The organism is Hydrogenophaga sp. ANAO-22, assembly GCF_042466645.1.
GTDB lineage: Bacteria > Pseudomonadota > Gammaproteobacteria > Burkholderiales > Burkholderiaceae_C > Hydrogenophaga.
The window spans coordinates 5,247,733-5,269,119 of record NZ_CP159956.1; the positions used below are offsets into that span (position 1 = coordinate 5,247,733).

The window sequence follows — 21,387 nt, forward strand, 5'->3', positions numbered from 1 at the left end:
GCCTCAGCTCATCAGGACATACCCTAGGATCACGTCGCACATGTGGGAGAGCCGCTCGCTGTGCGCCTTGGGCGTCATGAGGTCGCGCCCGAAGATCGCCGAGAGCGTGTGGTTGTTCGAGAGGTAGAAGTAGGACAGGCCGGCGATCGATACGTAGAGCTGCAGCGGATCGACACCGCCGCGGAAGGTGCCGTCGGCGCGGCCGCGCTCGATGACTTCGGTGAGCGTGGCGATCAGCGGCGAGTTGAGCTGGCGCGCCCGCTCGGACTGCGCGAGGTGCCGCGCGCGGTGCAGGTTGGCGCTGTTGAGCAGCGTGAGGAACTCGGGGTGCTCCAGGTAGTAGTTCCAGGTGAACTCCACCAGCCGGCGCAGCGCGGTCTCGGGCTTGAGGTGCAGCAGGTTGAGCTGGCGTTCCTCTTCGCGGATGTCGCGGTAGGCCTGCTCCAGCACGGCCTGGAACAGGCGCTCCTTGTCCTCGAAGTAGTAGTAGATCAGGCGCTTGTTGAGGCCGGCGCGCTCGGCGATGCGGTCCATGCGCGCACCGCCCAGCCCGTGCTCGGAGAACTCGTCTCGCGCCGCGTTCAGAATGGTATTCTGCGATCGGTCCGCGTCTCTCAGACGCTCTTCCGCGACCGGTGTGGGTGGGATGCTCATGCCCAGATAATTCTCTAATTGGTTAATAAAGTCAAATGACCCGGATTGCTGGCCATCTGCTCGTGGAATGCCTCATTGTCCAGGGTGTGACCCATGCCTTCGGTGTGCCGGGCGAAAGTTATCTCGCGGTGCTCGATGGTTTTCACGCCCACGCCGATCGCATCCGCTTCATCACCAACCGGCAGGAGGGCGGCGCGGCTTTCATGGCCGAGGCCCACGGGAAGCTCAGCGGCCGGCCCGGCGTGTGTTTCGTGACGCGCGGGCCCGGCGCCACCAACGCCTCCATCGGCCTGCACACCGCGTTCCAGGATTCCACGCCCATGGTGTTGTTCGTGGGCGACGTGGCGAGCGAGGCGCGCGACCGCGAGGCCTTTCAGGAGGTGGACTACGCGGCCTTCTTCGGCCCGTCCACCAAGGGCATGGCCAAGCGGGTGGAGCGCATCGACGATGCGCGCCGCATCCCCGAGTACGTGGCGCGCGCCTTCACCACCGCCATGAACGGCCGTCCCGGCCCGGTGGTGCTGGTGCTGCCCGAGGACATGCTCACGCAAGCGGTGGACGCCGAACCGCTGCCGCGCGTGGAGCCGGTGCAGGCCTGGAGCGACCCGGGCGCGCTGCGCGAGCTGCGCACGCTGCTGCTGGCGAGCGAACGGCCGCTGGTGGTCGCCGGCGGCGGCGGCTGGACGCCGCAGTCCGCCGCCGCGCTGCAGCGTTTCGCCGAGAACTGGCAGCTGCCGGTGGCCAACGCCTTCCGCTTCCAGGACACCTTCGACAACCACCACGCGCTGTACGCGGGCGACGTGGGGCTGGGCATCAACCCCGCGCTGGCGCGCCGCGTGCGCGAGAGCGACCTGCTGATCGCCCTGGGCCCGCGCCTGGGCGAGGCCACCACGGGTGGCTACACGCTGGTCGAAGCGCCGGTGCCGGCGCAGAAGCTGGTGCACATCCACGCCAGCGCCGAGGAGCTGGGCCGGGTGTACCAGCCCACGCTCGCCATCCACGCCACCATGAACGCCGCCGCGCGCAGCCTGGAGGTGCTCACCGCGCCGCCCTCCGTGCCCTGGAGCGCCTGGGCGCAGGCCTGCCATGCCGACTACCTCGCCAACATCGACGTGGCCAACGGCGGCATCACGCTGCCCGGCACCATCGACATGCCGGCGATCATCCACACCCTGCAGCGGCACCTGCCGGCCGATGCCGTGCTCACCAACGGCGCGGGCAACTTCGCGAGCTGGCTGCACCGCTTCTTCCGCCACCACGGCCTGGCCAAGGGCCACAAGACGCAGCTGGCGCCCACCAATGGCGCCATGGGTTATGGCGTGCCGGCCGGCATCGGCGCGGCCATCGTCAGCGGGCGCACCGCGTTCACCATCGCGGGCGACGGCGACTTCCTCATGAACGGGCAGGAGCTGGCCACCGCCACGCAGCACGGCGCCAAGAGCATCGTGCTGCTGCTCAACAACGGCAGCTTCGGGACCATCCGCATGCACCAGGAGCGCGAGTACCCGGCGCACGTGAGCGGATCCGGCCTGGCCAACCCCGATTTCTGCGCGCTCGCCCGGGCCTATGGCTACGCGGCCGAGCGCATCACCCACACCGCCGAGTTCGAGCCCGCGCTGCAGCGCGCCCTGGCCGCGCCGGTGGGCACGGTGATCGAGGTGCTGCTGGACGTGGACGTGATCACCACGCGCGGCACGCTCAGCGCGATCCGCCAGGCCGCCCAGCGCGCGGCCATGTGAATACGTCACAAAGTTCGGGGCAGCTTCACACACCCCGGCGGTAGCGCCCCTGCCTAGACTGGCCCATCCATCAACGGGGGTTGGTCATGTGGCAAGCAACGGACACGGTTTGGAACGGCGGCGCGGATGTGGCGGGCGGCATGGGCATGCGTTCGGGCCTGGGCGCGCAGCACCTCATGCGGGTGTTCGACGAGATCGACTACGGCATGTTGATCATCGATGCGCAAGGGCACATCCTGCACGCCAACCACCTGGCGCGGCACGAACTGGCCAATGGGCGGGTCATCATGTCGTACGGCAACAGCCTGCTGGGCAGCAGCGCCGAATTCACCTCGCAGATCCAGCTGGCCATGGAGTCCTCGTTCCGCGGTCAGCGCAAGCTGCTCATGTTGGTCTCGGGCGAGAAAGAGCTTTCGCTGGCGTTCACGCCGCTGAGCCACCCGCTGGAGGCCGACGCGCCTTCGGTGCTGGTGCTGCTGTCGCGCCAGAACACCTGCGACAACCTCGCGGTGCGCATGTTCGCCCGCTCGCTCAACCTGAGCCCGAGCGAGGAGTCGGTGCTCATGGGCCTGTGCCGGGGCCTGCAGATCACCGAGATCGCCACGCAGCACGGCGTGGCCGAGTCCACCGTGCGCAGCCAGATCAAGACGTTGCGCGAGAAAGCCGGCGCGCCCAGCATCCGCCGCCTGCTGCACCGGGTCAACAGCCTGCCGCCGGTGGTCCCTGCCTTGCGCATCATCACGCCCATGCCTCACAATGCCACGGAGTTTTCCCACCCGTGACGTGAGCCTGGATGCCTGCCCCTGCCGTTTCCTTCGTAACCCCTCCCAACTCCCCGCACATTGAAGCGCTCGCGACCCTCGGGGTCGCGCGGCGCTATCGGCGTGGCGCGCTGCTGATCCAGGAAGGCGAAACCGGCGACACGCTGTACATCGTCCTGCAGGGGCGGTTGCGGGCTTTCGTGGCCGACAACCAGGGCCGCGAGCTCACGCTGGGCATGTACGGCCCGCTGGAGTACGTGGGCGAGATGTCGCTCGACGGCGGGCCGCGCTCCGCGAACGTGGAGGCCGCCGAGGCCAGCACCTGCGCGGTGGTGTCGCGCGCCACCTTGCTCGAGTACATCGCGGCCCACCCCGAGTTCGCGCTGGAACTCATGGCCCGCCTGATCCGGCGCGCGCGCCTGGCGACGGACAGCGCGCGCAGCGTGGCGCTGATCGACGTCTACGGCCGCCTGGTGCGCCTGCTCAACGAGCTGGCCAGCAGCAAGGCCGACGGGAACGGCGAGCGCCCCCTGAAGGAGCGCCTGACCCACCAGCAGATGTCGCAGCACCTCGCCTGCTCGCGCGAGATGGTGAGCCGCCTGCTCAAGGACCTGGAAACCGGCGGCTACATCGCGGTGCGCGACCGCTGGATCGTGTTGCGCAAACCCCTGCCCGCGCGCTGGTGAACCGGCGCCTCAGAGGTCGTTGACCATGGCGCGCGCCTCCAGGGGCGCGGCCGAGCTGGTGCCCGCCAGCCGCACCACGCTGCCGCTGCGGCTGCCCGCACCGAGCACGCCCCAAAGGGCCGGGTTGTCGTCGCAAGGCCTCAGCGTTTCGGGCACCTTTTTCACCCCCGGCCGCTGCGGTCGGCCCGCATCCGGGTCGGGCTTGCGCGGGGAGTACAGCGCGAAGTGCCCGCCTGCAGAGGACTGTGCGCGCAGGCCCCCCACGCTCACGGTGTTCTGGCCGGTGGAGAGGCTGTTGAAGGTGCCGCTGCGGCGCACGGGCGTCGGGTTGTCGGCATGGTCCACGAAGGCGCCCAGGTTGCCGCTGGTGTCGTAGAACACGTCTTCCAGGTAGGACTGGCGCGCGCCGGTGTTCTGGCCGATGGCCACGTCGTCGCGTTCGATGTAGGCGTCGAACAAGGTGCTCGTGGCGCCGGTGTTGCTCAGCACCACCTTCCAGGTGCCGAAGGGCCCGGTGACCACCGATCTGCGGCGGCTGAAGGTGGGCGCCAGCGCGAGCAGGGCGCAGGTGCCGTGGCTGCCCAGGGCCGAGGTGGTGGGGTAGATCAGACCGCACAGCGGCGCGCCTTGCGCGTTCACCCAGGTGCCGCCCTGGCCCATGGCCATGGGTGGCAGGGGCTGGGTGTGGCCGGGGGGCGTCACGCTGATGCGCACGTTCTGCGCGCCCGCGGGCAGCCAGATCTCCAGGTAGCTCTCGGTGCGGTCGTCGGGTTGCACGCGCCAGTGCAGCGCCACCGAACCGCCTGGGGGCAGTGTGGCGTTGGCATGGGTGCGGCTCTGGTAGGCGTTGCCGGCGGGCACGGCGATCTGCAGGCGGCCGCCGAGCAGCGCCACCAGCTGGTCCATCGCCGCTTCCAGCACCGAGGTGCCGTCGTGCGGGCCGGCCAGCGTGCCCCAGCTGATGTTGACCACCAGCTGGGCGCTGGGCGCGCAACGCGCGAGGATGTACATGAGCCCGTCGAGCACGCTCACGTTCATCGCGCCGCCCGAGGTGTCGAGCACGTTCGACCAGTCGAGCTGCACCGCGACCAGGTCGCAGCGGCTGGCCTCGTCGTCCATCGGATGCAGCAGGTTGCCTTTGCCGCAGGCCAGGCTCATCACGTGCGTGCCGTGGTTGACCGGGCGGGTCAGGTCCCAGAGCTGCAGGTGGGCGTAGAGCGCGTCCTCGTCCAGCTGGCCGTGGCGCGTGTAGGTGGCCATGGTCGCGTCGATGTCCGCGCCCGAGAGTTCGTGGCCGTAGCCCATGTCATCGGGTGTCGGGCCGGCGCGGGCCGGGTCCAGCGGCACGCAGTGGTGCGGCTGGTTGCCGGGCCAGTTGCCATTCACCGTGTCGTCCTGGCGCCAGAAGTGCTTCACGCGCGTGTGGCCGAGGGCGTCGAGGAACTGGTCGTTGGCGAAAGCCAGGCCGCCGTCGATCAAGCCCAGCACCTTGCCGTCGAGCAGGCCGGGTGCGGAGACCGGTTGGCTCTCGGGCGTGCAGGGGTCGATCAGGGGATGCGTGTGGTGACCCACCGGCAGGCCGAGTTCGAAGCGCAGGATGAGACTGCGCAGGTGCGGGTTGCTGCGCAACTGGTCGAAGAAGCGCTTCTTCACCCGTGCGGTGCAGAAGCGCAGCCCGGGCACATTGAGGTACACGCGCGGAATCTGCAGCCATGCGGTGGAGGAGGCGGCCACCAGCGCCGGCACATCGGCCTCGCTGGTGAGCTCGATCACGATCGGCAGCCACTTGGGTGGCCTCTTGCCGCGGCCGAGGTGGTAGCCCGCGAACTGGTCGGCTTCCGCCCAGATCAGGTAGGGGTCTTCACCGTCGATGGCGCCCGGCGCGTTCCAGTCGATGCCGGTGAACTCACCGGTGGGCAGCGGTTGCCAAATGGGGCCGCTCATGCCCACTCCTTGAGCGCTTCCCCCCAAAGCCAGGCCAGCAGTGGCGCGTTGCCCACGGCGGTGGACGTGGCCGAGCGCGTGTAGGCGTTGCCGCTGGTGTGGTCCATCGACTGGTTCAGGCTGAAGTCCAGCGGCTCGCCGTTGGGGCCTTCGAACAGGCGGCCGTCAAAACCGCGTTCGTGCACACGCGTGCCGGTGGCGCGCGCCACGAGGAACTCGGCCAGCGCCGTGCCGAGCAGGCGCCCGCCCGCGCTGTCCACGGGGTAGTGCACGCCGGCGACCACGCGGTTGGTCGCGATGCGCGCGGCCAGCCGCTGCATCTGCTCGCGGTTCAGCGTGCCGTTGGGCGGTGAACCTGTACCCGGTACAGCATCCAACAAGGCCTCAAGAAGCGCGGCCACGGCAAAAGCCTCCGTGGCATGGCCGCTGGGCCAGCTGCCATGCCCCGGGGTCTCGATCATGGGCTGGATCTGCGGCGAAAACGCCACCGGCCGGATGCTGGCGAAGATCTGCTTGAAGCGCATCTCGACCAGCACGGCCAGGGAGAACACCAGGTCGATCAGCTGCAGGGTTTTCTTGTGGCGGTGTGCCGTGAGCCCGACCACGGACGACCAGAACAGGATCGGCGGGGTTCGCTGGTCCACGATCTCGATCGCGCGGTCGGCCCGCAGGTCCGCGTACGAGGCCACCAGATCGAGCTGCTTCTTGAACTGCGCCTTGGTGGGTGCGCGCATGCGCACGAGCGGTTTGCGCTGGATGGTGCTCGCCTGGAGGTTGGCGAACTCGAGCGTGGCGTCCTTGGGGCCGCTCCGGGTCTTGAACAGCAGGCCCTCGACGAGCTGGGAGAAGACGGCCTCGTGGCGCGGACCTTCGGCCCAGAGCGCCAGGTTCGGCGGGCTGTCGAACGCCGGCTCGTTGACGTGCAGCACCGCCCCGTTGAAGGGGCCCACGATGGCGGCACGGCTGAGGATCAGGGCGTCGGCCGACACCATGGCACCGCCCGTGGTTCCCATTCCTCCGCTCATGCCCCCACTCATGCCACCGCTCATTCCCCCACTCATGCCGCCGCTCATCCCTCCGCTCATTCCTCCACTCATGTCAGCTCCTTGTTGGTCAATGGACAGGGAGACCCAGTTGGGTCAGTGCATTCGCCACGCGCTTTCGCAGAGGGCTTTGCCCTCCGGAAGCCATGTACTTCGTGATGGTCAGGTCGGGTTGCAGCGTCCGCATCAGCTGGAACGACTCCCGCGCCGCGTCGGTGCTTCCGCTCTCGAGCTGCGCCACGATCAGGCACCGGATCGTGGGCAGGTGGTAGCGGTTCTTCATGAGCGAGGCCTTGCAGAGTTCGATGGCCCGCTCCCACTGCTCCAGGGCAGCGCAGCTGGTGGCCAGCATCATCTCGAAATAGTACTTCTGCGGGTCCAGTGGCGAGAGATGCAGCGCGTTTTCCGCCTCGTTCATCGAATCCTCGGGCGTGCCCCACATCGTCGACCACACGCTGTTGTACAGCCAGGCCATGGGATCGTTCGGGTTGCTCTGCGTGGCCTCCTGCAGCAGCCGGTGCGAAGCGTCCACGTCTTCGCCGAGGTGGCACAGCGCATGGCCCTTGATCGCCATGGCCAGCGAGCTGCTGGGTTCGAGGTCGAGCGCGCGGTCGGCGGTGTCGATGGCGCGCTGAAAGTCGCGCGCCGGCTCACCCGAGAGGCCTTGCACCACCTGCATGATGTGCCACTTGGCCAGCCAGGCCCAGGGTGTGGCCACGCGCTTGTGGCGCTCCACCACGGCCTCGATCAGCTGCAGGCTGCGCTGCAGGTCGCGCGGCGTGGAGCGGTGCATGAGCGTGATGCCGCCGAGCATCAGGGCATTGCTGTCGAGCTGCGGCACCGGCAGCACCAGCGTGCGCTGCACCACGTCGTTGAGCAAGGCTTTGGCGCAGGCGGCGCACAGGGCGTCGAGCAACTGGCTCTGGGCTTCGAGCAGGTCGCGCGTGTCGCCGGTGAGCCGGTCGGCCCAGATCACTTCGCCGCGCTTGCGGTCGGAGAGCTCGGCCATGATGACAACCTTGTCGCCGTAGGTCACGTAGCTGCCGCCGAGCACGAAGGCCGCGTCCAGGCGCTGGCCGATCTCGTCCGTGCTGCTCTGGCGGCCACGGAAGGCGGTGGTGGACATGCGGGAGATCACGCGCAGGTTCTGGCTGCGCGCGAGTTGCGCGATCACGCCATCGGCGATCAGCTCGCCGATCACGAACTGCTCGGCCGCGTGGCTGCGTGTCTCGAAGGGCACCACGGCGATGGAGGGGCGGAAGTCGGTGGCGGCGCCTTCGGGCACGCGCGGGCGCACGGCCGCCGACGTGCTGGAGACCGGGTACAGCTGCCAGGTGCGCACCGGTTCGGGCCAGTGCTTGAGGTAACTCTCGCCGCGGTCTTCGACCTCGGCGTCCACGCCGACCACGATGCCGTCGAACACGCTGGTGGTCACCAGGGTTTCACCGGGCGAGGCGAGGTCGGCCACGCGCGCGGCCAGGTTCACGCCGTGGCCGTACACGTCGTTCTCGTCCACGTACAGGTTGGTGGCGTTGAGGCCGGCGCGCAGGTGCAATTGTTGGGCGGGCGGCAGCGTCTGGTTCAGTGGCGCGAAGTACTGGTGCAGGGCGAGGGCGGCCCGCACGCCGTCGGTGGGTTGGTCGAACTCGACCAGCATGCCGTCGCCCAGGCTCTTGACCAGGCGACCCCGGCACGCGGGCAGCACCTGGGAGGTGGCGTGGTGCATGAACCCGCGCCATTGGTTCACGACCGCGGCTTCGTTGGCCGCCATGAGCCGCACCGACTCCACCAGGTCGATCACCAGCACGACCTTGTGCCGTTGCTGTGGCAACGGAGGCATGGTCGTCGATGGTGGGTCCTGGCCTTCTTGAAATTTCGAAGCGGTCACGGGCTGGCGGGCGGTCATGCCTGAGGGATTGTCAAAATTTTGTTGCAGTTTCTCACATGTCGCGCGCGATGCTGAGACGCGAAGGCGCAAAAACAGCAAAGCCGGCTTGCGCCGGCTTTGCTGATCTTCATTGCACCCGTGAAGGTGAAGAAGGAAGGCTTACTTCAGGTGGTCGTTGACCAGCTTGGTCATTTCGAACATGGACGCCTGGGCCTTCTTGAAGATTTCCTTCAGCTTGGCGTCGGCGTTGATCATGCGGCGGTTGACCGAGTCCTGCAGCTTGTTCTTCTTGATGTAGTCCCAGATCTTCTTGGTGACTTCGGTGCGCGGCAGGGGCGAGCTGCCCACGATGGCGGCCAGAGCGGCGCTGGGGGTCAGCGCTTTCATGAACGCGGCGTTGGGGGTGCGCTTCTTGGCCGGAGCGGCCTTCTTCGCAGGAGCTGCCTTCTTGGCCGGAGCGGCCTTCTTCGCAGGGGCTGCCTTCTTGGCCGGAGCGGCCTTCTTCGCAGGGGCTGCCTTCTTGGCCGGAGCGGCCTTCTTCGCAGGAGCGGCCTTCTTGGCCGGTGCCGCCTTTTTAGCGGGCGCTTTTTTCGCAGTTGCCATGATTGAATTTCCTTCTAGAAGTTGACGATTCGCCAGCGGAAAACGCGCTTTCTCACTGGTGTCTCGGATGCTAATGGAGATGCACCCGCAATCCAAGGTGGAGAACGCGCTTTTTTCAAGCTTTGCGCAGGGGAGACGCGGGTTTTTGGCGGGGAAAACAACACTTCCTCGCGAGGAGGCCGCTCAGTGCCTTGGCGGGAGGGCGTTTTTGCACGGCTCCACGGCGGCTGGCTTCGTGTCTCGATCAGGCGGTGATGCCTTTGTAGAGCATGTAGGTGGCGAGCATGTACAGCAGGCCGGCGAACACGCGCTTGAGCGATTTCACCGGCAGCGCATGCGCCGCCTTCACGCCCACCGGCGCCATCAACACGCTGAAGAGCGCGATCACCACCAGCGCGGGCAGGTAGATGTAGCCGAACGAGCCGGCCGGCAGATCCTTCAGGCCCTGGCCCGCGATCACGTAGCCGACGGCGTTGGCCAGCGCGATGGGAAACCCGAGCGCCGCGCTGGTGGCCACGGCGTTGTGGATGCTCACGTTGCACCAGGTCATGAAGGGCACGCTGACAAAACCGCCGCCCGCGCCGACCAGCCCCGAGAGCATGCCGATGACGCCGCCGGCACCCACCAGGCCCGGGGTGCCGGGCAGGGTGCGCGTGGGCTTGGGTTTCTTGTCGAGCAGCATCTGCGTGGCTGAGAAGCCGACGAAGGCCGCGAAGAACAGCGCGAGCCACGAGCCCTTGAGCAAGGCGAAGATGCCCAGGCTGGCAATGGCGGAGCCCAGCACGATGCCGGGGGCGAGGCCCTTGACGATGTCCCAGCGCACGGCGCCGCGTTTGTGGTGCGCGCGCACGCTGGAGATGGACGTGAAGATGATGGTGGCCATGGAGGTGGCGATGGCCATCTTGACCGCGAGATCCGCTTCCACACCGCGCCCCGCGAGGATGAAGGTGATGAAGGGCACCATCAGCATGCCTCCACCGATGCCCAACAAGCCGGCCAGGAAACCGGTGCCCAGGCCGAGCGCGGCCAACTCGAGAATCAGGAGGGGGTCTAAAGGCATGAAAGGTGTCTGCAAGTGCCGCCGGACCGGCATCCTGAACCGGGGTTCAGGTGGGCGAGGGCAGCGGGGCTTCGGGTTCGTCTGACGCGAGACGCTCGCACCAGCCACGCAATGTACCAAGCCCGGGCTCTATGAGCATTGGTTCAAGGAAATATAAAGCCCGACGCGCACTGCAGACGGTTCAAATTGTAGGCGCTGCATGCGGCCCACGAGGACCATCGGTCGATAAATTCTCGCGCAGTGACCAGCGGCGCGTCAGAGCAGGCGCCCGTCCTTGTCGAGCGTCTGGTCCAGGCGGCGCATCAGCTCTTCCACGCGGGCCTGCGTCTGGGGGTCGAGCGGCTCGCTGTCGAAGCCACCACCGGCTTCGGCGAACGCGCTCTGCTCCGGCTGGCCGAACGACGAGGCCTGGAAGCTCTCGGCTTCCTTCTGCGAGAGTTCGAACGCGAGGTTGAGCGAGGCCAGCACCGCGATGCGGTCGCGCGCCTTCACCTTGCCCGCATCGCGGATGCGGCACATGGCGGTGTCCACACGCTCCACCGCGTCGAGCAGCGAGGCCTCGCCACCCGGTGGGCACGAGAGCAGGTAACTCTGGCCCATGATCTGCACTTCAATCTGTTTGCTGCCGGGTTTGCTCATTGGAATACCTCCGTGCTTCGCACTGCGGTGCGAGCTGGCTTGGGGCGGCCCGACGCGGCGCTCATGATCGTTCCTTGCGGGTGTCGGGGGTGGCATCGGTCATGCCGGGGGGCAGGCGATCGAGCAAGGCATCAATGCGGGCGCGGGCGGCCATCAGCCGGGACTTGAGCGAGTCGCGCTCGGCCTGCAGCGCATGCACCTGTTCCACCAGCAGGCTGTTGGTGCGCTGCAGTTCCTCGTGTCGCAGCAACAGGCGCTCGACACGTTCGGTGATTTGATCAAAGTGCTTGGGATCGGCCATGGTGGGACTCGAAGTTTTCACATTGTAGGGTTGCCCCGGGTGCGCGCGCCGTAGAATGCCGGTTGTTGGTGCTCGCGGTGTGGTTCACATGCCGCAGTTCAACGGGAAGCAGGAGGGTCACACCCCAGGGATGGGACCTAACCTGCGCTGCCCCCGCAACGGTAAGCAGACGAGTGGCCATGAGCGCATGCGCGAACGGTCTCTCAGCCTCCATCCGACAGCCACTGGACGACACGCCGTGTCATCTGGGAAGGCGATGGAGGTCGGTCTGTCAGCCCGGATACCGGCCAACAAGGTGGTGGTGCGTCTGGCGACAGGCGCTCCACCGTGATGCCCATGCGCCGTCGGGGAAGATGGCGAGGGTCTCCTGTCTGTTTCTTCATCATGAAAAATCGCACCCTGCGCGCGCCCCTGGCCGCGCTACCGCTGGCGTTGCTGGCGGGCTTTGGCACGTCGGTCGCCCACGCTCAGTCTTCCTCTTCTTCCTCCGCTGACACCACCCTGAGGGAAACGGTGGTCACGGCCACCCGGGTCGAAACCCGCACCGATGCCGTGCTCAGCGACGTCGTCGTGATCGACGCCGACGTGATCCAGCAATCCGCTGGCCGCTCGTTGTCCGAAGTGCTGTCGCGCAACGCGGGCCTGCAGATGTCGTCCAACGGCGGCCTGGGCAAGCAGTCGGGCCTGTTCATCCGCGGCACCGAAACCCGCCACGTGCTGCTGCTGATCGACGGCGTGCGCTACGGCTCCAGCACCTCCGGCGCGGCCGTGCTGGACAACATTCCGCTGAGCGCGATCGATCGCATCGAAGTGCTCAAGGGCCCGGCCTCGGGCCTCTATGGCAGCGATGCGGTGGGCGGCGTGGTGCAGGTTTTCACCAAGCGCGGCGTGAAGGGTTTCCATCCGCAGGCCAGCGTCACGCTCGGCAGCTTCGGGCACCGTGAAATCACCGCCGGCATCAGCGGTGGCAACGACACGATTACCTACAACCTCAGCCTGGGTTCCTTGCGCGAGGACGGCTTCTCGTCGACCAACCGAAACGTGGCCTTCGGCAACCACAACCCCGACAAGGACGGCTTCGACCAGGACAGCCTGTCGGCCTCGCTGCGCTGGGCCATCGCGCCGGGCTGGACGACCGATGTCAACTTCACCCAGGCCGACGGCGTCAGCCAGTTCGACCAGGGGCCGGGCACCTTCAACGTGCGCTCGGAAACCACCACCCGCGTGACGGGCTGGGGCCTGGAGCGCAAGTGGTCGGCCGATTCGCGCACCCAGCTGCGCCTCTCGCGCAGCGAGGACCGGTCCGACAGTTTCGAGACCTCGCCCACACCCTCGGTGTTCAACACCGCGCAGACGCAGGCCACGCTGCAGCACGACTGGAACACCGCGCTGGGCAACCTGCTGGTGGGCCTGGAGTCGATCAAGGAAGAGGTGTCGGGCACGCAGGCCTACGCGGTGAACTCGCGCACCACGGACGCGGCCTTCGTGGGCCTGACCGGCCAGGCCGGCCAGCACCTCTGGCAGGCCAACCTGCGGCGCGACGACAACTCGCAGTTCGGCGGCGCCACCACCGGTTTCGCCAGCTACGGCTTCCAGCTCACGCCGAATTGGCGCCCGCACGTGGCCTACGGCACCTCGTTCAAGATGCCGTCGTTCAACACGCTGTACTACGTCTCGGCGTTCTTCAACGGCAACCCCACCACGCAACCCGAGCGGGGCAAGAACCGCGAAGCGGGGCTGACCTACACCCAGGGCCTGCACGAAGTGAAGCTCATCCGCTTCGACAACCGGGTGCGCGGCTTCATCACGCTGCAGCCGGCGGTGGCCAACGTGCCTCGCGCGCGCCTCGAGGGCTGGTCGCTGGCCTACACCGGCTCGGCCGGTGCCTGGAGCTGGTTCACCAACCTGGAGCTGCTGGACGCGCGCAACGAGATCAACCAACGCAAGCTGCAGCGCCGCGCCGACGAGGTGCTGACCGCCAGCCTGGACCACCGCATCGGTGCCTGGAACTGGGGTGCGTCGATGCAGCTCGTGGCGGAGCGTTTCGACGACGCCGCCAACACGCGCCGCCTGCCGGGCTTCGGCACGCTGGACCTGCACGCCCGCTACGCCGTGAACAAGGACTGGTCCGTCGCCCTGCGCCTGAACAACGTGGGTGACAAGTTCTATGAGACCGCGTACGGCTACAACCAGCCGGGCCGCGCGGCCTTCGTCACCCTCAACTGGGCGCCGCAGCGGTGACGCGGCATTGCCCGGCCATTCTGGTGGCTGCCCCGGCTTCGGGCCAGGGCAAGACCACCGTGGCCGCGGCACTGGCGCGCCTGCACGCGCGCGCCGGTCGGCGTGTGCGGGCCTTCAAATGCGGGCCCGATTTCCTGGACCCGCACTGGCTCGCGCTGGCCACCGGGCACCCGGTGCACAACCTCGACCTGTGGATGACGGGCGAGCACGATGCCCGCGCCCGCCTGCACGAAGCCGCCACGCAGGCCGACCTGATCGTGGTCGAAGGGGTGATGGGCCTGTTCGACGGCGAACCCAGCGCGGCCGACCTGGCGCAGCGCTTCGGCCTGCCGGTGCTCGCGGTGATCGATGCCTCGGCCATGGCGGGCACCTTCGGCGCGCTGGCTTTCGGCCTGCGCCATTTCCGCCCGGGCCTGCCCTGGGCCGGCGTGTTGGCCAACCGCGTGGGCAGCGGGCGCCACGCGCAGATGCTGCGCGAGGCACTGGCCGATGACGAGGCCCAGTTCCTGGGCGCTGTCATGCGCGACGCCGCTTTTTCCTTGCCCGAACGCCACCTGGGCCTGACGGTGGCCGCCGAACTGCCCGACGCGCTGGCCCGCCTCGATGCCGCCGCCGATGCGCTGGCCCGCACACCGCTGGGCCAGATGGACGGCGCGGCGCTGGTGCGCTGGTCGGTGTCGTTCGATGCGCCCGCCGCCGCGCCCGCCCAGGCCGCTTTGCTGGCCGGCAAGACGATGGCCGTCGCGCGCGACGCGGCCTTCTGCTTCATCTACCCGGCCAACCTCGATGTGCTGCGCGCGCTCGGTGCCGAACTGGTCTTTTTCTCGCCGCTGGCCGACGAACCGCTGCCCGCGTGCGACGCGGTCTGGTTGCCCGGCGGTTATCCCGAGCTGCACGCCGGCGCGCTGGCGGCGGCCACCCGCACCCGCGAGGGCCTGCGCGCCCACGCCCATGCCGGTCGGCCGGTGTGGGCCGAATGCGGCGGCATGATGCCGCTGTTCGATCACATCGTTTCCAGCGACGGCGAAGCCGCCGCCCTGTGGGGCCTGCTGCCGGGCCAGGTGCTCATGCAGAAGCGGCTGGCGGCCCTGGGGCTGCAGCAACTCGCGCTGCCGGCGGGCACCTTGCGCGGCCACACCTTCCATTACTCGCGCTGCGAGACCGCGCTGGCGCCGGCCCAACGCACCGAAGCGGCGCGCGGCGGTGCCGGCGAAGCCGTGTACCGTGTGGGGGCGGTGCAGGCCAGCTATTTCCATGCCTGGTTCCCGTCCAGCCCGGCGGCGGCCGCCTCGCTGTTCATCGAAGGAGGTGTCGCATGAACACGGCGTCCCTCGGCCCGCAGCGCATCGTCTGCCTGACCGAAGAAACCACCGAGTGGCTGTACCTGCTCGGGCAGGAGCACCGCATCGTCGGCATCTCCGGCTACACCGTGCGGCCGCGCCGCGCGCGCGACGAGAAGCCCAAGGTCAGCGCTTTCCTGAACGCGAAGATCGACAAGATCCTCGCGCTGCAACCCGACTGCGTGTTCGGCTTCTCCGACCTTCAGGCCGACATCGCGGCCGAGCTCATCCGCGCGGGCGTGCAGGTGACGGTGTTCAACCAGCGCAGCGTGGACGAGATTCTGTCCATGCTGTACCAGGTGGCGGCGATGGTGGGTTGTGCCGACGAAGGGCTGGCCTGGATCGAAGCCACGCGGGCCCGGCTCGACGGCATCCGCGCCGCCGTGCAAGCCCTGCAGGCCGGCGGCAAGCGCCGCCCGCGCGTGTTCTTCGAGGAGTGGGACGAACCCCATATCAGCGGCATCCGCTGGGTCTCCGAACTGATGGGCATCGCGGGGGGCGACGACGTGTTCCCCGAGCTGGCGCGCATGCCGCTGGGCAAGGACCGCATCATTGCCGACGGTGCCGAGATCGTGCGCCGCAACCCCGACATCGTGGTCGGCTCCTGGTGTGGCAAGAAATTCCGGCCCGAGAAGGTGGCCGCGCGCGCCGGCTGGCAGGACGTGAACGCGGTGAAGCACGGTCAGCTGTTCGAGATCAAGTCGGCCGACATCCTGCAGCCCGGTCCGGCCGCACTCACCGATGGGGTGGCGCAGCTGCACCGCATCGTCACCCAATGGATGGCGCAGCATGGCTGAGATCGCGCGCAGCGAATTCATCCTCGGCGGCCAGCGCAGCGGCAAGTCGCGCCGCGCGGAGTTGCTCGCGCGCCAGTGGCTGGCGACGGACACCGCCCACCGCGCGGTGATGATCGCCACCGGCCAGCCCTGGGACGAGGAAATGCGCGAGCGCATCGCGCGCCACCAGCGCGACCGTGCCGAGCGCGTGCCCGGCATGGTCACCGTGGAAGAACCGCTGGCCCTGGCCGAGGCCCTGCGCGAACACAGCGCGCCGCACACCCTGGTGGTGGTGGACTGCCTCACGCTGTGGCTGACCAACCTGCTGATGCCCGCCGAGGGCGCGGCGGCCGATGCCGCCGGGCCCACGCGCCAGCTGTGCCAGGCGATCGGGGCCGCGCGCGGTCCGGTGGTGCTGGTGGGCAACGAGATCGGCCTGGGCGTGATCCCCATGGGCCGCGAGGTGCGCGCCTTCGTGGACGCGCTCGGCGGCCTGAACCAGGCCGTGGCCGCTGCCTGCGAGCGCGTCACGCTGATGGCGGCGGGCCTGCCCCTGACCCTGAAATGAAAGCCCGATCCATGACCCGCTTCTGGCGCCTTCTCTCCCTCGGCCTGCTGATCGGCGGCGCGGCGCACGCCGCCGGGGTGGAAGTGACCGACGACCGCGGCGTGACCGTGACGCTGGCGCAATCGCCGCAGCGCATCGTCTCCCTGCTGCCTTCGTTGACCGAAACCGTGTGCGAGCTGGGCCGGTGCGAACGGCTGGTCGGCGTGGACCGGTACTCCAACCACCCGGCCTTCGTGCGCACCCTGCCGCAGACCGGCGGCGGCATCGACCCCAACATCGAGGCCATCGTGGCCCTGAAACCCGACGTGGTGCTCATGGCCACCTCGTCGCGCGGCGTGCAGCGGCTGGAGTCGCTGGGCGTGAAGGTGCTGGCGATGGAGCCCAAGAGCTCGGCCGACGCGCAGCGCGTCATGGGCAAGCTCGGCCAGCTGCTGGAGGTGCCCGATGCGCAGCGCATCTGGCGCGCGATCGACGCCAGCGTGTCGGCGGTGGCGCAGTCGCTGCCGCCGGGCGCGCGCCAGCTGCGCGTGTACTACGAGGTGAGCACCGGGGGCTATGCCGCCGGCACCGGCTCCTTCATCGGCGAGCTGATGGCGCGCCTGGGCGTGCAGAACATCGTCGCGCCCTCGCTGGGGCCTTTCCCGCGCGTCAACCCCGAGTACGTGGTGCGCGCCAACCCCGACCTCATCATGATCGGCGCGCGCAACGTGCAGGGCCTGGAAACCCGGCCGGGCTGGCGCGGCATCCGCGCCCTGCGCGAGCGCCGCCTCTGCGTCTTCACGGCCGAGGAGTCCGACGTGCTGGTGCGCCCGGGCCCGCGCATGGCCGAGGCCGCGCGCCTCATGGCGCGCTGCATCACCGAGAAGGGCTTGAAGTGAGCGGCGCCCGCCACAGCCTCTGGCTCGGCAGCGCGCTGCTGATCGCGGCGGCGGCCGTGCTGCTGCTGGGCGCGGGCGTGGGCAGCACCGGCTTCGACAGCGTGCTCAACGCCCGGCACGACCCGGTGGCCTGGCAGATCCTGTGGGACATCCGCCTGCCGCGCACGCTCGGCGCCTGGGTGGCCGGCGGACTGCTCGGCCTGGCCGGCGCGGTGGCGCAAGGCCTGTTCCGCAACCCATTGGCCGACCCCTATCTGCTGGGCAGCGCCTCGGGCGCGGCGCTCGGCGTGGCCCTGGCGCTGGCCCTGTTCGGCACCACGCCGTTCGCCACGCAATGGGCCGTGCGCCTGGGCCTGACCGGCGCGGCCTTCACCGGCGCGGTCGTCGGCGTGGTGCTCACGCTGGCGCTGGCCAAGGGCGTGCAGCACACCCTGCGCCTGCTGCTGGCCGGCGTGATCGTGGGCGTGGTGCTGGGCGCCGCGCGCGACCTCGTCACCATCGCCTCGCCCGACACCTTGCAGGCCATGCAGGGCTTCATGCTGGGCAGCACGGGTTTCGTGGGTTGGGCCGCCTGCGGCGTGATGGCCGCCATGGGGCTGGCCGCGCTGCTGGTGGCCGCCTCGCTCGGCCGCGTGCTCGACGGCCTGGCGCTGGGCGAAGCCACCGCGATCAGCCTGGGCCTGCCGCTGGTGGCCGTGCGCGCCGTGCTGGTGGCCGTGTTGGCGCTGGCCACCGGCGCGGCCGTGGCGCAGACCGGTCTGATCGCCTTCGTGGGCCTGGCCTCGCCGCACCTGGTGCGCTCCATCGTGAAGACCACGCACGGCCGCCTGGTCGTGCTGAGCGCCCTGATGGGCGGCCTGCTGCTGATGGCCGCCGACGTGCTCGCGCGCTGGATCATCGCGCCGCAGGAACTGCCGGTGGGCGTGCTCACCGCCGTGCTGGGCGGCTCCTATCTCTTGTGGCTGATGCACCGGCGCCGCCGGCCGGGAGGTGGTTTGTGAGCGCGGCGCTGCAAGCCCATGGCATCGGCGTGGCGCTGGGTGGCACGCCGGTGCTGCACGGCATCGAGGTGAGCCTGCCCGCCGCCCGCTGGACCAGCGTGGTCGGCCCCAACGGCGCGGGCAAGTCGACGCTGCTGAAAACCCTCGCGGGCCTGCTGCCGCACAGCGGCGAGGTGCAACTGCTGGACCGCCCGCTCGCGCAATGGCGCGGCCGCGAGCGCGCGCGCTGCCTGGCCTGGCTGGGGCAGGGCGAGCAGGGCGCTGACGACCTCAGCGTGTGGGACGTGGCCATGCTCGGCCGCCTGCCGCACCAGCCCTGGCTGGCCCCACCGTCCGAGGCCGACCGCGCCGCGGTCGAGCAGGCCCTGCGCGCCACCCAGGCCTGGGACTGGCGCGAGCGCCCGCTGGGTGCGCTCTCCGGCGGCGAACGCCAGCGCGTGCTGCTGGCGCGCCTGCTCGCGGTGCAGGCCGAGGTGATGCTGATGGACGAACCGCTGGCCAACCTCGACCCGCCGCACCAGGCCGACTGGCTGCTGCTGGTGCGCGAGTTGGTGGCGCAGGGCAAGACCGTCGTCAGCGTGCTGCACGAAATCGGCATGGCGCTGCACGCCGACCAGATGGTGGTGATGGCCCAGGGCCGCGTGCACCACCAGGGCGCCTGCGACGACCCCACCACCCACCAGGCCCTCGAACAGGTCTTTGACCACCGCATCGCGATCCACCCGCTGGGCGACCAGTGGGTCGCCTTGCCCCGCTGACCCTCTTTTTCACGGAGCCCGAACCATGCAGATCGAAGCCCCTCCCGTCCTGCGAGACACCCCCAAACCCCAAGGCGAACGGCGCGGCCTGGTGCTGGTGCACACCGGCACCGGCAAAGGCAAGAGCACGGCCGCGTTCGGCCTGGCGCTGCGCGCCCATGGACGGGGCAAGTCGGTCAAGGTCTACCAGTTCATGAAAGTGCCCTCGGCGCGCTTCGGCGAGCACCGGCTGTTCGAGCAGCTGGGCATTCCCATCGAAGGCCTGGGCGACGGCTTCAGCTGGAAGAGCCGCGACCTGGACCACTCCGCCGAGCTGGCGCGCGAGGGCTGGGCCAAGGCCGAGGCCACCATCCGCGCCGGTGAACACTTCATGGTGGTGCTGGACGAAATCATGTACCCGCTGCGCTACGGCTGGGTGCCGCTGGAGGCGGTGCTGACCTGCCTGCGCGAGCGCCCGCCGCAGGTGCACGTGGTGCTCACCGGGCGCGGTGCGCCGGCCGAACTCATCGAGCTGGCCGATACGGTGACCGAGATGACGCTGGTCAAGCACCACTTCAAGGCCGGCGTTCCCGCACAGCGAGGCATTGAAGACTGATGGGCGCGATGCTGCCCGTGCCGACGCTGGCGATGCTGGGGCTGCTTGGCGGCATGGCCGCGCCCGCGCTCGCGCAGCACCGCATCGTCACCCTCTCGCCCTCGCTCACCGAGGCCGTGTGCGCGCTTGGCCACTGCGCCGAGCTGGTCGGCACCGACCGCTATTCGAGCTGGCCGGGCACGGTGGCGAAACTGCCCAAGGTCGGCGGCCTGGCCGACGCGCAGATCGAGCACATCGTGGCGCTGCGGCCCGACATGGTGCTGCTCGGGCCGCGCAGCCGCGCTGGTGAGCGCCTGACCGAACTCGGCGTGCCGGTGCAGACCTTCGACGCGCGCACCCACGCCGACCTCAAACGCATGCTGCTCGCGCTCGGCCAGTCGCTGGGCGAGACGGCGCGCGCCCACGAACTCGTGCGGCGCATCGACCAGGAACTCGACGCCGCCGCGCGCCGCGTGCCGGCTTCCCTGCGCGGTCGCACGGTGTACGTGGAGGTCGGCATCGGCCCCACCGCCGCCAGCGCCAAGAGCTTCATCGGCGAGACCGTGGCGCGGCTCGGCCTGGTCAACATCGTGAGCGGCGACGCCGGCCTGTTCCCGCGCGTGAACCCCGAGATGGTGGTGCGCCGCTCGCCCGATCTGATCATCGGCCCCCAGTCCACGCTCTCGGGCATGGCCGACCGCCCCGGCTGGGCCGGCCTGCAGGCGCTGCGCCGCCAGCAGGTCTGCCAGCTCGACGCCGACCGCATGGACCTGCTCTCGCGCCCCGGCCCCCGCCTGGGCGAGGCCGCGCAGATGCTGGTCGATTGCCTGCTCGCCTTGCCCCCTCGCCCCTGAATAGGAGACCCCTGATGCAAACCCGCAAGATCCCCGCCACCATCGTCACCGGCTTCCTCGGCGCCGGCAAGACCACGTTGCTGCGCCACCTGCTCACCAACGCGCAGGGCCGGCGCATTGCCGTCATCGTCAACGAGTTCGGCGAACTCGGCATCGACGGCGAGTTGCTGCGCGGCTGCGGCATCGGCTGCGACGAAAACGGCGAAGAGAACGGCCAACTGTTCGAGCTGGCCAACGGCTGCCTGTGCTGCACCGTGCAGGAAGAGTTCGCGCCTGTGATGGAGCAGCTCGCCGCGCGCCGCGACCAGATCGACCACCTTGTCATCGAAACCTCCGGCCTGGCCCTGCCCAAGCCGCTGGTGCAGGCCTTCCAGTGGCCCGCGCTGCGCAACGCCTTCACGGTGGACGCCGTGGTGACCGTGGTGGACGCCCCGGCCGTGGCCGCCGGCCGCTTCGCCGAAGACCCGGTGGCGGTGGACGCGCAACGCCGCGCCGACGAGAACCTGGACCACGACTCGCCGCTGGCCGAGCTGTTCGAAGACCAGCTCGCCACCGCCGACCTGGTGGTGGTGCACAAGACCGACGGCCTGGACGCCGCCACGCTGGCCGAGGTGGAGGCCATCATCCGCGCCGAGACGCCCGCCGGCGTGAAGCTGGTGCACGCGCAGCACGGCAAGCTGGACCTGGGTGTGCTGCTCGGCCTGGAGCGCGCGGTGGAAGACGTGATCGACCAGCGCAAGACCCACCACGACGAGGAAGAGGACCACGACCACGACGAGTTCGACTCGGTCTCGCTCACGCTGGACGTGCCCGACCGCCAGCGCCTGCTGGACGCGCTCGTGGCCCTGGTGCAGCGCCACGAGATCTACCGCGTCAAGGGCTTCGTGGCCTTGCCCGGTGCCGCCATGCGCCTGGTGGTGCAAGGCGTGGGCCAGCGCTTCGACAGCCACTTCGACCGCCCCTGGCGCGCCGACGAAGCGCGCGCGACGCGGCTGGTGTTCATCGGCGACCACCTCGACCGCGACACGCTGCAGAGCGAACTCCAGTCGGCCCTGAGCGCCGACACCAGCCTGGCCTGA

21 protein-coding genes, 1 other RNA gene and 1 riboswitch are annotated in these 21,387 nt (G+C 69.3%); of the genes, 13 read left to right on the forward strand and 9 right to left on the reverse strand.

Features of this window, described 5'->3' with window-relative positions:
• Nucleotides 1-3: 3 nt before the first annotated feature.
• Nucleotides 4-654, reverse strand: coding sequence for a TetR/AcrR family transcriptional regulator (locus tag ABSY19_RS25420; protein ID WP_382157020.1), 651 nt, complete (start codon nucleotides 652-654; stop codon nucleotides 4-6).
• Between the two features lie 35 nt (nucleotides 655-689).
• Here ABSY19_RS25420 and ABSY19_RS25425 point away from each other — a divergent pair, with 35 nt between their 5' ends.
• The 3 genes from ABSY19_RS25425 (at nucleotide 690) to ABSY19_RS25435 (ending at nucleotide 3,840) form a co-directional block, all read left to right on the forward strand.
• Nucleotides 690-2,393 carry a thiamine pyrophosphate-binding protein gene (locus ABSY19_RS25425; protein ID WP_382157022.1) on the forward strand — a complete coding sequence of 568 codons (1,704 nt, stop codon included), beginning with the start codon at nucleotides 690-692 and terminating at the stop codon, nucleotides 2,391-2,393.
• Nucleotides 2,394-2,479: 86 nt separating this feature from the next.
• Nucleotides 2,480-3,175 carry a helix-turn-helix transcriptional regulator gene (locus ABSY19_RS25430; protein ID WP_382157024.1) on the forward strand — a complete coding sequence of 232 codons (696 nt, stop codon included), beginning with the start codon at nucleotides 2,480-2,482 and terminating at the stop codon, nucleotides 3,173-3,175.
• Between the two features lie 11 nt (nucleotides 3,176-3,186).
• Entirely contained in the window at nucleotides 3,187-3,840 is a 654-nt protein-coding gene (locus tag ABSY19_RS25435) for a Crp/Fnr family transcriptional regulator (protein WP_382157026.1), read from the forward strand.
• A 9-nt stretch (nucleotides 3,841-3,849) separates the two neighbouring features.
• On the opposite strand, the gene ABSY19_RS25440 is transcribed toward ABSY19_RS25435, so the two are convergent.
• The 8 genes from ABSY19_RS25440 to ABSY19_RS25475 form a co-directional block, all read right to left on the reverse strand.
• A complete protein-coding gene (locus tag ABSY19_RS25440; protein ID WP_382157028.1) occupies nucleotides 3,850-5,784 on the reverse strand; it encodes a hypothetical protein in 1,935 nt (644 codons plus the stop codon).
• A complete protein-coding gene (locus tag ABSY19_RS25445; protein WP_382157030.1) occupies nucleotides 5,781-6,797 on the reverse strand; it encodes a phosphatase PAP2 family protein in 1,017 nt (338 codons plus the stop codon). Before ABSY19_RS25445 ends, ABSY19_RS25440 begins: the two co-directional genes overlap by 4 nt.
• Nucleotides 6,798-6,897: 100 nt before the next feature.
• A complete protein-coding gene (locus ABSY19_RS25450) occupies nucleotides 6,898-8,667 on the reverse strand; it encodes an adenylate/guanylate cyclase domain-containing protein (RefSeq protein ID WP_382157032.1) in 1,770 nt (589 codons plus the stop codon).
• 207 nt (nucleotides 8,668-8,874) lie between these two features.
• Entirely contained in the window at nucleotides 8,875-9,318 is a 444-nt protein-coding gene (locus ABSY19_RS25455) for an SWIB/MDM2 domain-containing protein (RefSeq protein WP_291111314.1), read from the reverse strand.
• Nucleotides 9,319-9,562: 244 nt separating this feature from the next.
• The gene (locus ABSY19_RS25460; protein ID WP_291111312.1) at nucleotides 9,563-10,378 is read right to left on the reverse strand and encodes a sulfite exporter TauE/SafE family protein; all 816 of its coding nucleotides are present in this window, start codon (nucleotides 10,376-10,378) and stop codon (nucleotides 9,563-9,565) included.
• 2 nt (nucleotides 10,379-10,380) lie between these two features.
• A non-coding RNA gene (gene ssrS / locus ABSY19_RS25465) (6S RNA) lies at nucleotides 10,381-10,560 on the reverse strand.
• A gap of 73 nt (nucleotides 10,561-10,633) precedes the next feature.
• Nucleotides 10,634-11,017, reverse strand: a complete 384-nt coding sequence (locus ABSY19_RS25470; protein ID WP_297401080.1) for a cell division protein ZapA — start codon at nucleotides 11,015-11,017, stop codon at nucleotides 10,634-10,636.
• Between the two features lie 61 nt (nucleotides 11,018-11,078).
• Nucleotides 11,079-11,318, reverse strand: coding sequence for a DUF904 domain-containing protein (locus tag ABSY19_RS25475; protein ID WP_291111308.1), 240 nt, complete (start codon nucleotides 11,316-11,318; stop codon nucleotides 11,079-11,081).
• 49 nt (nucleotides 11,319-11,367) lie between these two features.
• Nucleotides 11,368-11,625: riboswitch (cobalamin riboswitch) on the forward strand.
• 77 nt (nucleotides 11,626-11,702) lie between these two features.
• Here ABSY19_RS25475 and ABSY19_RS25480 point away from each other — a divergent pair.
• The 10 genes from ABSY19_RS25480 to cobW are packed head-to-tail and all read left to right on the forward strand — an operon-like array spanning nucleotide 11,703 to nucleotide 21,387.
• Complete coding sequence (locus ABSY19_RS25480) at nucleotides 11,703-13,559, forward strand: TonB-dependent receptor domain-containing protein (RefSeq protein WP_382157034.1); 1,857 nt, start codon at nucleotides 11,703-11,705, stop codon at nucleotides 13,557-13,559.
• Nucleotides 13,560-13,576: 17 nt separating this feature from the next.
• Nucleotides 13,577-14,878, forward strand: a complete 1,302-nt coding sequence (locus tag ABSY19_RS25485) for a cobyrinate a,c-diamide synthase (protein ID WP_382163938.1) — start codon at nucleotides 13,577-13,579, stop codon at nucleotides 14,876-14,878.
• A complete protein-coding gene (locus ABSY19_RS25490) occupies nucleotides 14,875-15,696 on the forward strand; it encodes a cobalamin-binding protein (protein WP_382157036.1) in 822 nt (273 codons plus the stop codon). Before ABSY19_RS25485 ends, ABSY19_RS25490 begins: the two co-directional genes overlap by 4 nt.
• A complete protein-coding gene (locus ABSY19_RS25495) occupies nucleotides 15,689-16,243 on the forward strand; it encodes a bifunctional adenosylcobinamide kinase/adenosylcobinamide-phosphate guanylyltransferase (RefSeq protein ID WP_382157038.1) in 555 nt (184 codons plus the stop codon). The genes ABSY19_RS25490 and ABSY19_RS25495 overlap by 8 nt, the downstream gene beginning before the upstream one ends.
• A gap of 11 nt (nucleotides 16,244-16,254) precedes the next feature.
• A complete protein-coding gene (locus ABSY19_RS25500) occupies nucleotides 16,255-17,121 on the forward strand; it encodes an ABC transporter substrate-binding protein (protein ID WP_382157040.1) in 867 nt (288 codons plus the stop codon).
• The gene (locus ABSY19_RS25505; RefSeq protein WP_382157042.1) at nucleotides 17,118-18,122 is read left to right on the forward strand and encodes a FecCD family ABC transporter permease; all 1,005 of its coding nucleotides are present in this window, start codon (nucleotides 17,118-17,120) and stop codon (nucleotides 18,120-18,122) included. Before ABSY19_RS25500 ends, ABSY19_RS25505 begins: the two co-directional genes overlap by 4 nt.
• A complete protein-coding gene (locus ABSY19_RS25510) occupies nucleotides 18,119-18,880 on the forward strand; it encodes an ABC transporter ATP-binding protein (protein ID WP_382157044.1) in 762 nt (253 codons plus the stop codon). Before ABSY19_RS25505 ends, ABSY19_RS25510 begins: the two co-directional genes overlap by 4 nt.
• A gap of 25 nt (nucleotides 18,881-18,905) precedes the next feature.
• Complete coding sequence (cobO, locus tag ABSY19_RS25515) at nucleotides 18,906-19,475, forward strand: cob(I)yrinic acid a,c-diamide adenosyltransferase (RefSeq protein ID WP_382157046.1); 570 nt, start codon at nucleotides 18,906-18,908, stop codon at nucleotides 19,473-19,475.
• Nucleotides 19,475-20,308 carry an ABC transporter substrate-binding protein gene (locus ABSY19_RS25520; protein ID WP_382157048.1) on the forward strand — a complete coding sequence of 278 codons (834 nt, stop codon included), beginning with the start codon at nucleotides 19,475-19,477 and terminating at the stop codon, nucleotides 20,306-20,308. The genes cobO and ABSY19_RS25520 overlap by 1 nt, the downstream gene beginning before the upstream one ends.
• Before the next feature lie 14 nt (nucleotides 20,309-20,322).
• Nucleotides 20,323-21,387 (forward strand): cobalamin biosynthesis protein CobW, encoded by a 1,065-nt coding sequence (cobW, locus tag ABSY19_RS25525; protein ID WP_382157050.1) that lies wholly within the window; start codon nucleotides 20,323-20,325, stop codon nucleotides 21,385-21,387.

What these genes read in the sequence shown, in the direction of transcription:
- ABSY19_RS25430 (WP_382157024.1), top strand. Translation starts at nt 2,480, where the DNA reads ATGTGGCAAGCAACGGACACGGTTTGGAACGGCGGCGCGGATGTGGCG.
- ABSY19_RS25425 (WP_382157022.1), top strand. Translation starts at nt 690, where the DNA reads ATGACCCGGATTGCTGGCCATCTGCTCGTGGAATGCCTCATTGTCCAG.
- ABSY19_RS25420 (WP_382157020.1), bottom strand. Translation starts at nt 654, where the DNA reads ATGAGCATCCCACCCACACCGGTCGCGGAAGAGCGTCTGAGAGACGCG.
- cobW (WP_382157050.1), top strand. Translation starts at nt 20,323, where the DNA reads ATGCAAACCCGCAAGATCCCCGCCACCATCGTCACCGGCTTCCTCGGC.
- ABSY19_RS25520 (WP_382157048.1), top strand. Translation starts at nt 19,475, where the DNA reads ATGGGCGCGATGCTGCCCGTGCCGACGCTGGCGATGCTGGGGCTGCTT.
- ABSY19_RS25455 (WP_291111314.1), bottom strand. Translation starts at nt 9,318, where the DNA reads ATGGCAACTGCGAAAAAAGCGCCCGCTAAAAAGGCGGCACCGGCCAAG.
- ABSY19_RS25440 (WP_382157028.1), bottom strand. Translation starts at nt 5,784, where the DNA reads ATGAGCGGCCCCATTTGGCAACCGCTGCCCACCGGTGAGTTCACCGGC.
- ABSY19_RS25480 (WP_382157034.1), top strand. Translation starts at nt 11,703, where the DNA reads ATGAAAAATCGCACCCTGCGCGCGCCCCTGGCCGCGCTACCGCTGGCG.
- ABSY19_RS25490 (WP_382157036.1), top strand. Translation starts at nt 14,875, where the DNA reads ATGAACACGGCGTCCCTCGGCCCGCAGCGCATCGTCTGCCTGACCGAA.
- ABSY19_RS25445 (WP_382157030.1), bottom strand. Translation starts at nt 6,797, where the DNA reads ATGGGAACCACGGGCGGTGCCATGGTGTCGGCCGACGCCCTGATCCTC.
- ABSY19_RS25460 (WP_291111312.1), bottom strand. Translation starts at nt 10,378, where the DNA reads ATGCCTTTAGACCCCCTCCTGATTCTCGAGTTGGCCGCGCTCGGCCTG.
- ABSY19_RS25435 (WP_382157026.1), top strand. Translation starts at nt 3,187, where the DNA reads ATGCCTGCCCCTGCCGTTTCCTTCGTAACCCCTCCCAACTCCCCGCAC.
- ABSY19_RS25500 (WP_382157040.1), top strand. Translation starts at nt 16,255, where the DNA reads ATGACCCGCTTCTGGCGCCTTCTCTCCCTCGGCCTGCTGATCGGCGGC.
- ABSY19_RS25475 (WP_291111308.1), bottom strand. Translation starts at nt 11,318, where the DNA reads ATGGCCGATCCCAAGCACTTTGATCAAATCACCGAACGTGTCGAGCGC.
- ABSY19_RS25450 (WP_382157032.1), bottom strand. Translation starts at nt 8,667, where the DNA reads ATGCCTCCGTTGCCACAGCAACGGCACAAGGTCGTGCTGGTGATCGAC.
- ABSY19_RS25495 (WP_382157038.1), top strand. Translation starts at nt 15,689, where the DNA reads ATGGCTGAGATCGCGCGCAGCGAATTCATCCTCGGCGGCCAGCGCAGC.
- cobO (WP_382157046.1), top strand. Translation starts at nt 18,906, where the DNA reads ATGCAGATCGAAGCCCCTCCCGTCCTGCGAGACACCCCCAAACCCCAA.
- ABSY19_RS25470 (WP_297401080.1), bottom strand. Translation starts at nt 11,017, where the DNA reads ATGAGCAAACCCGGCAGCAAACAGATTGAAGTGCAGATCATGGGCCAG.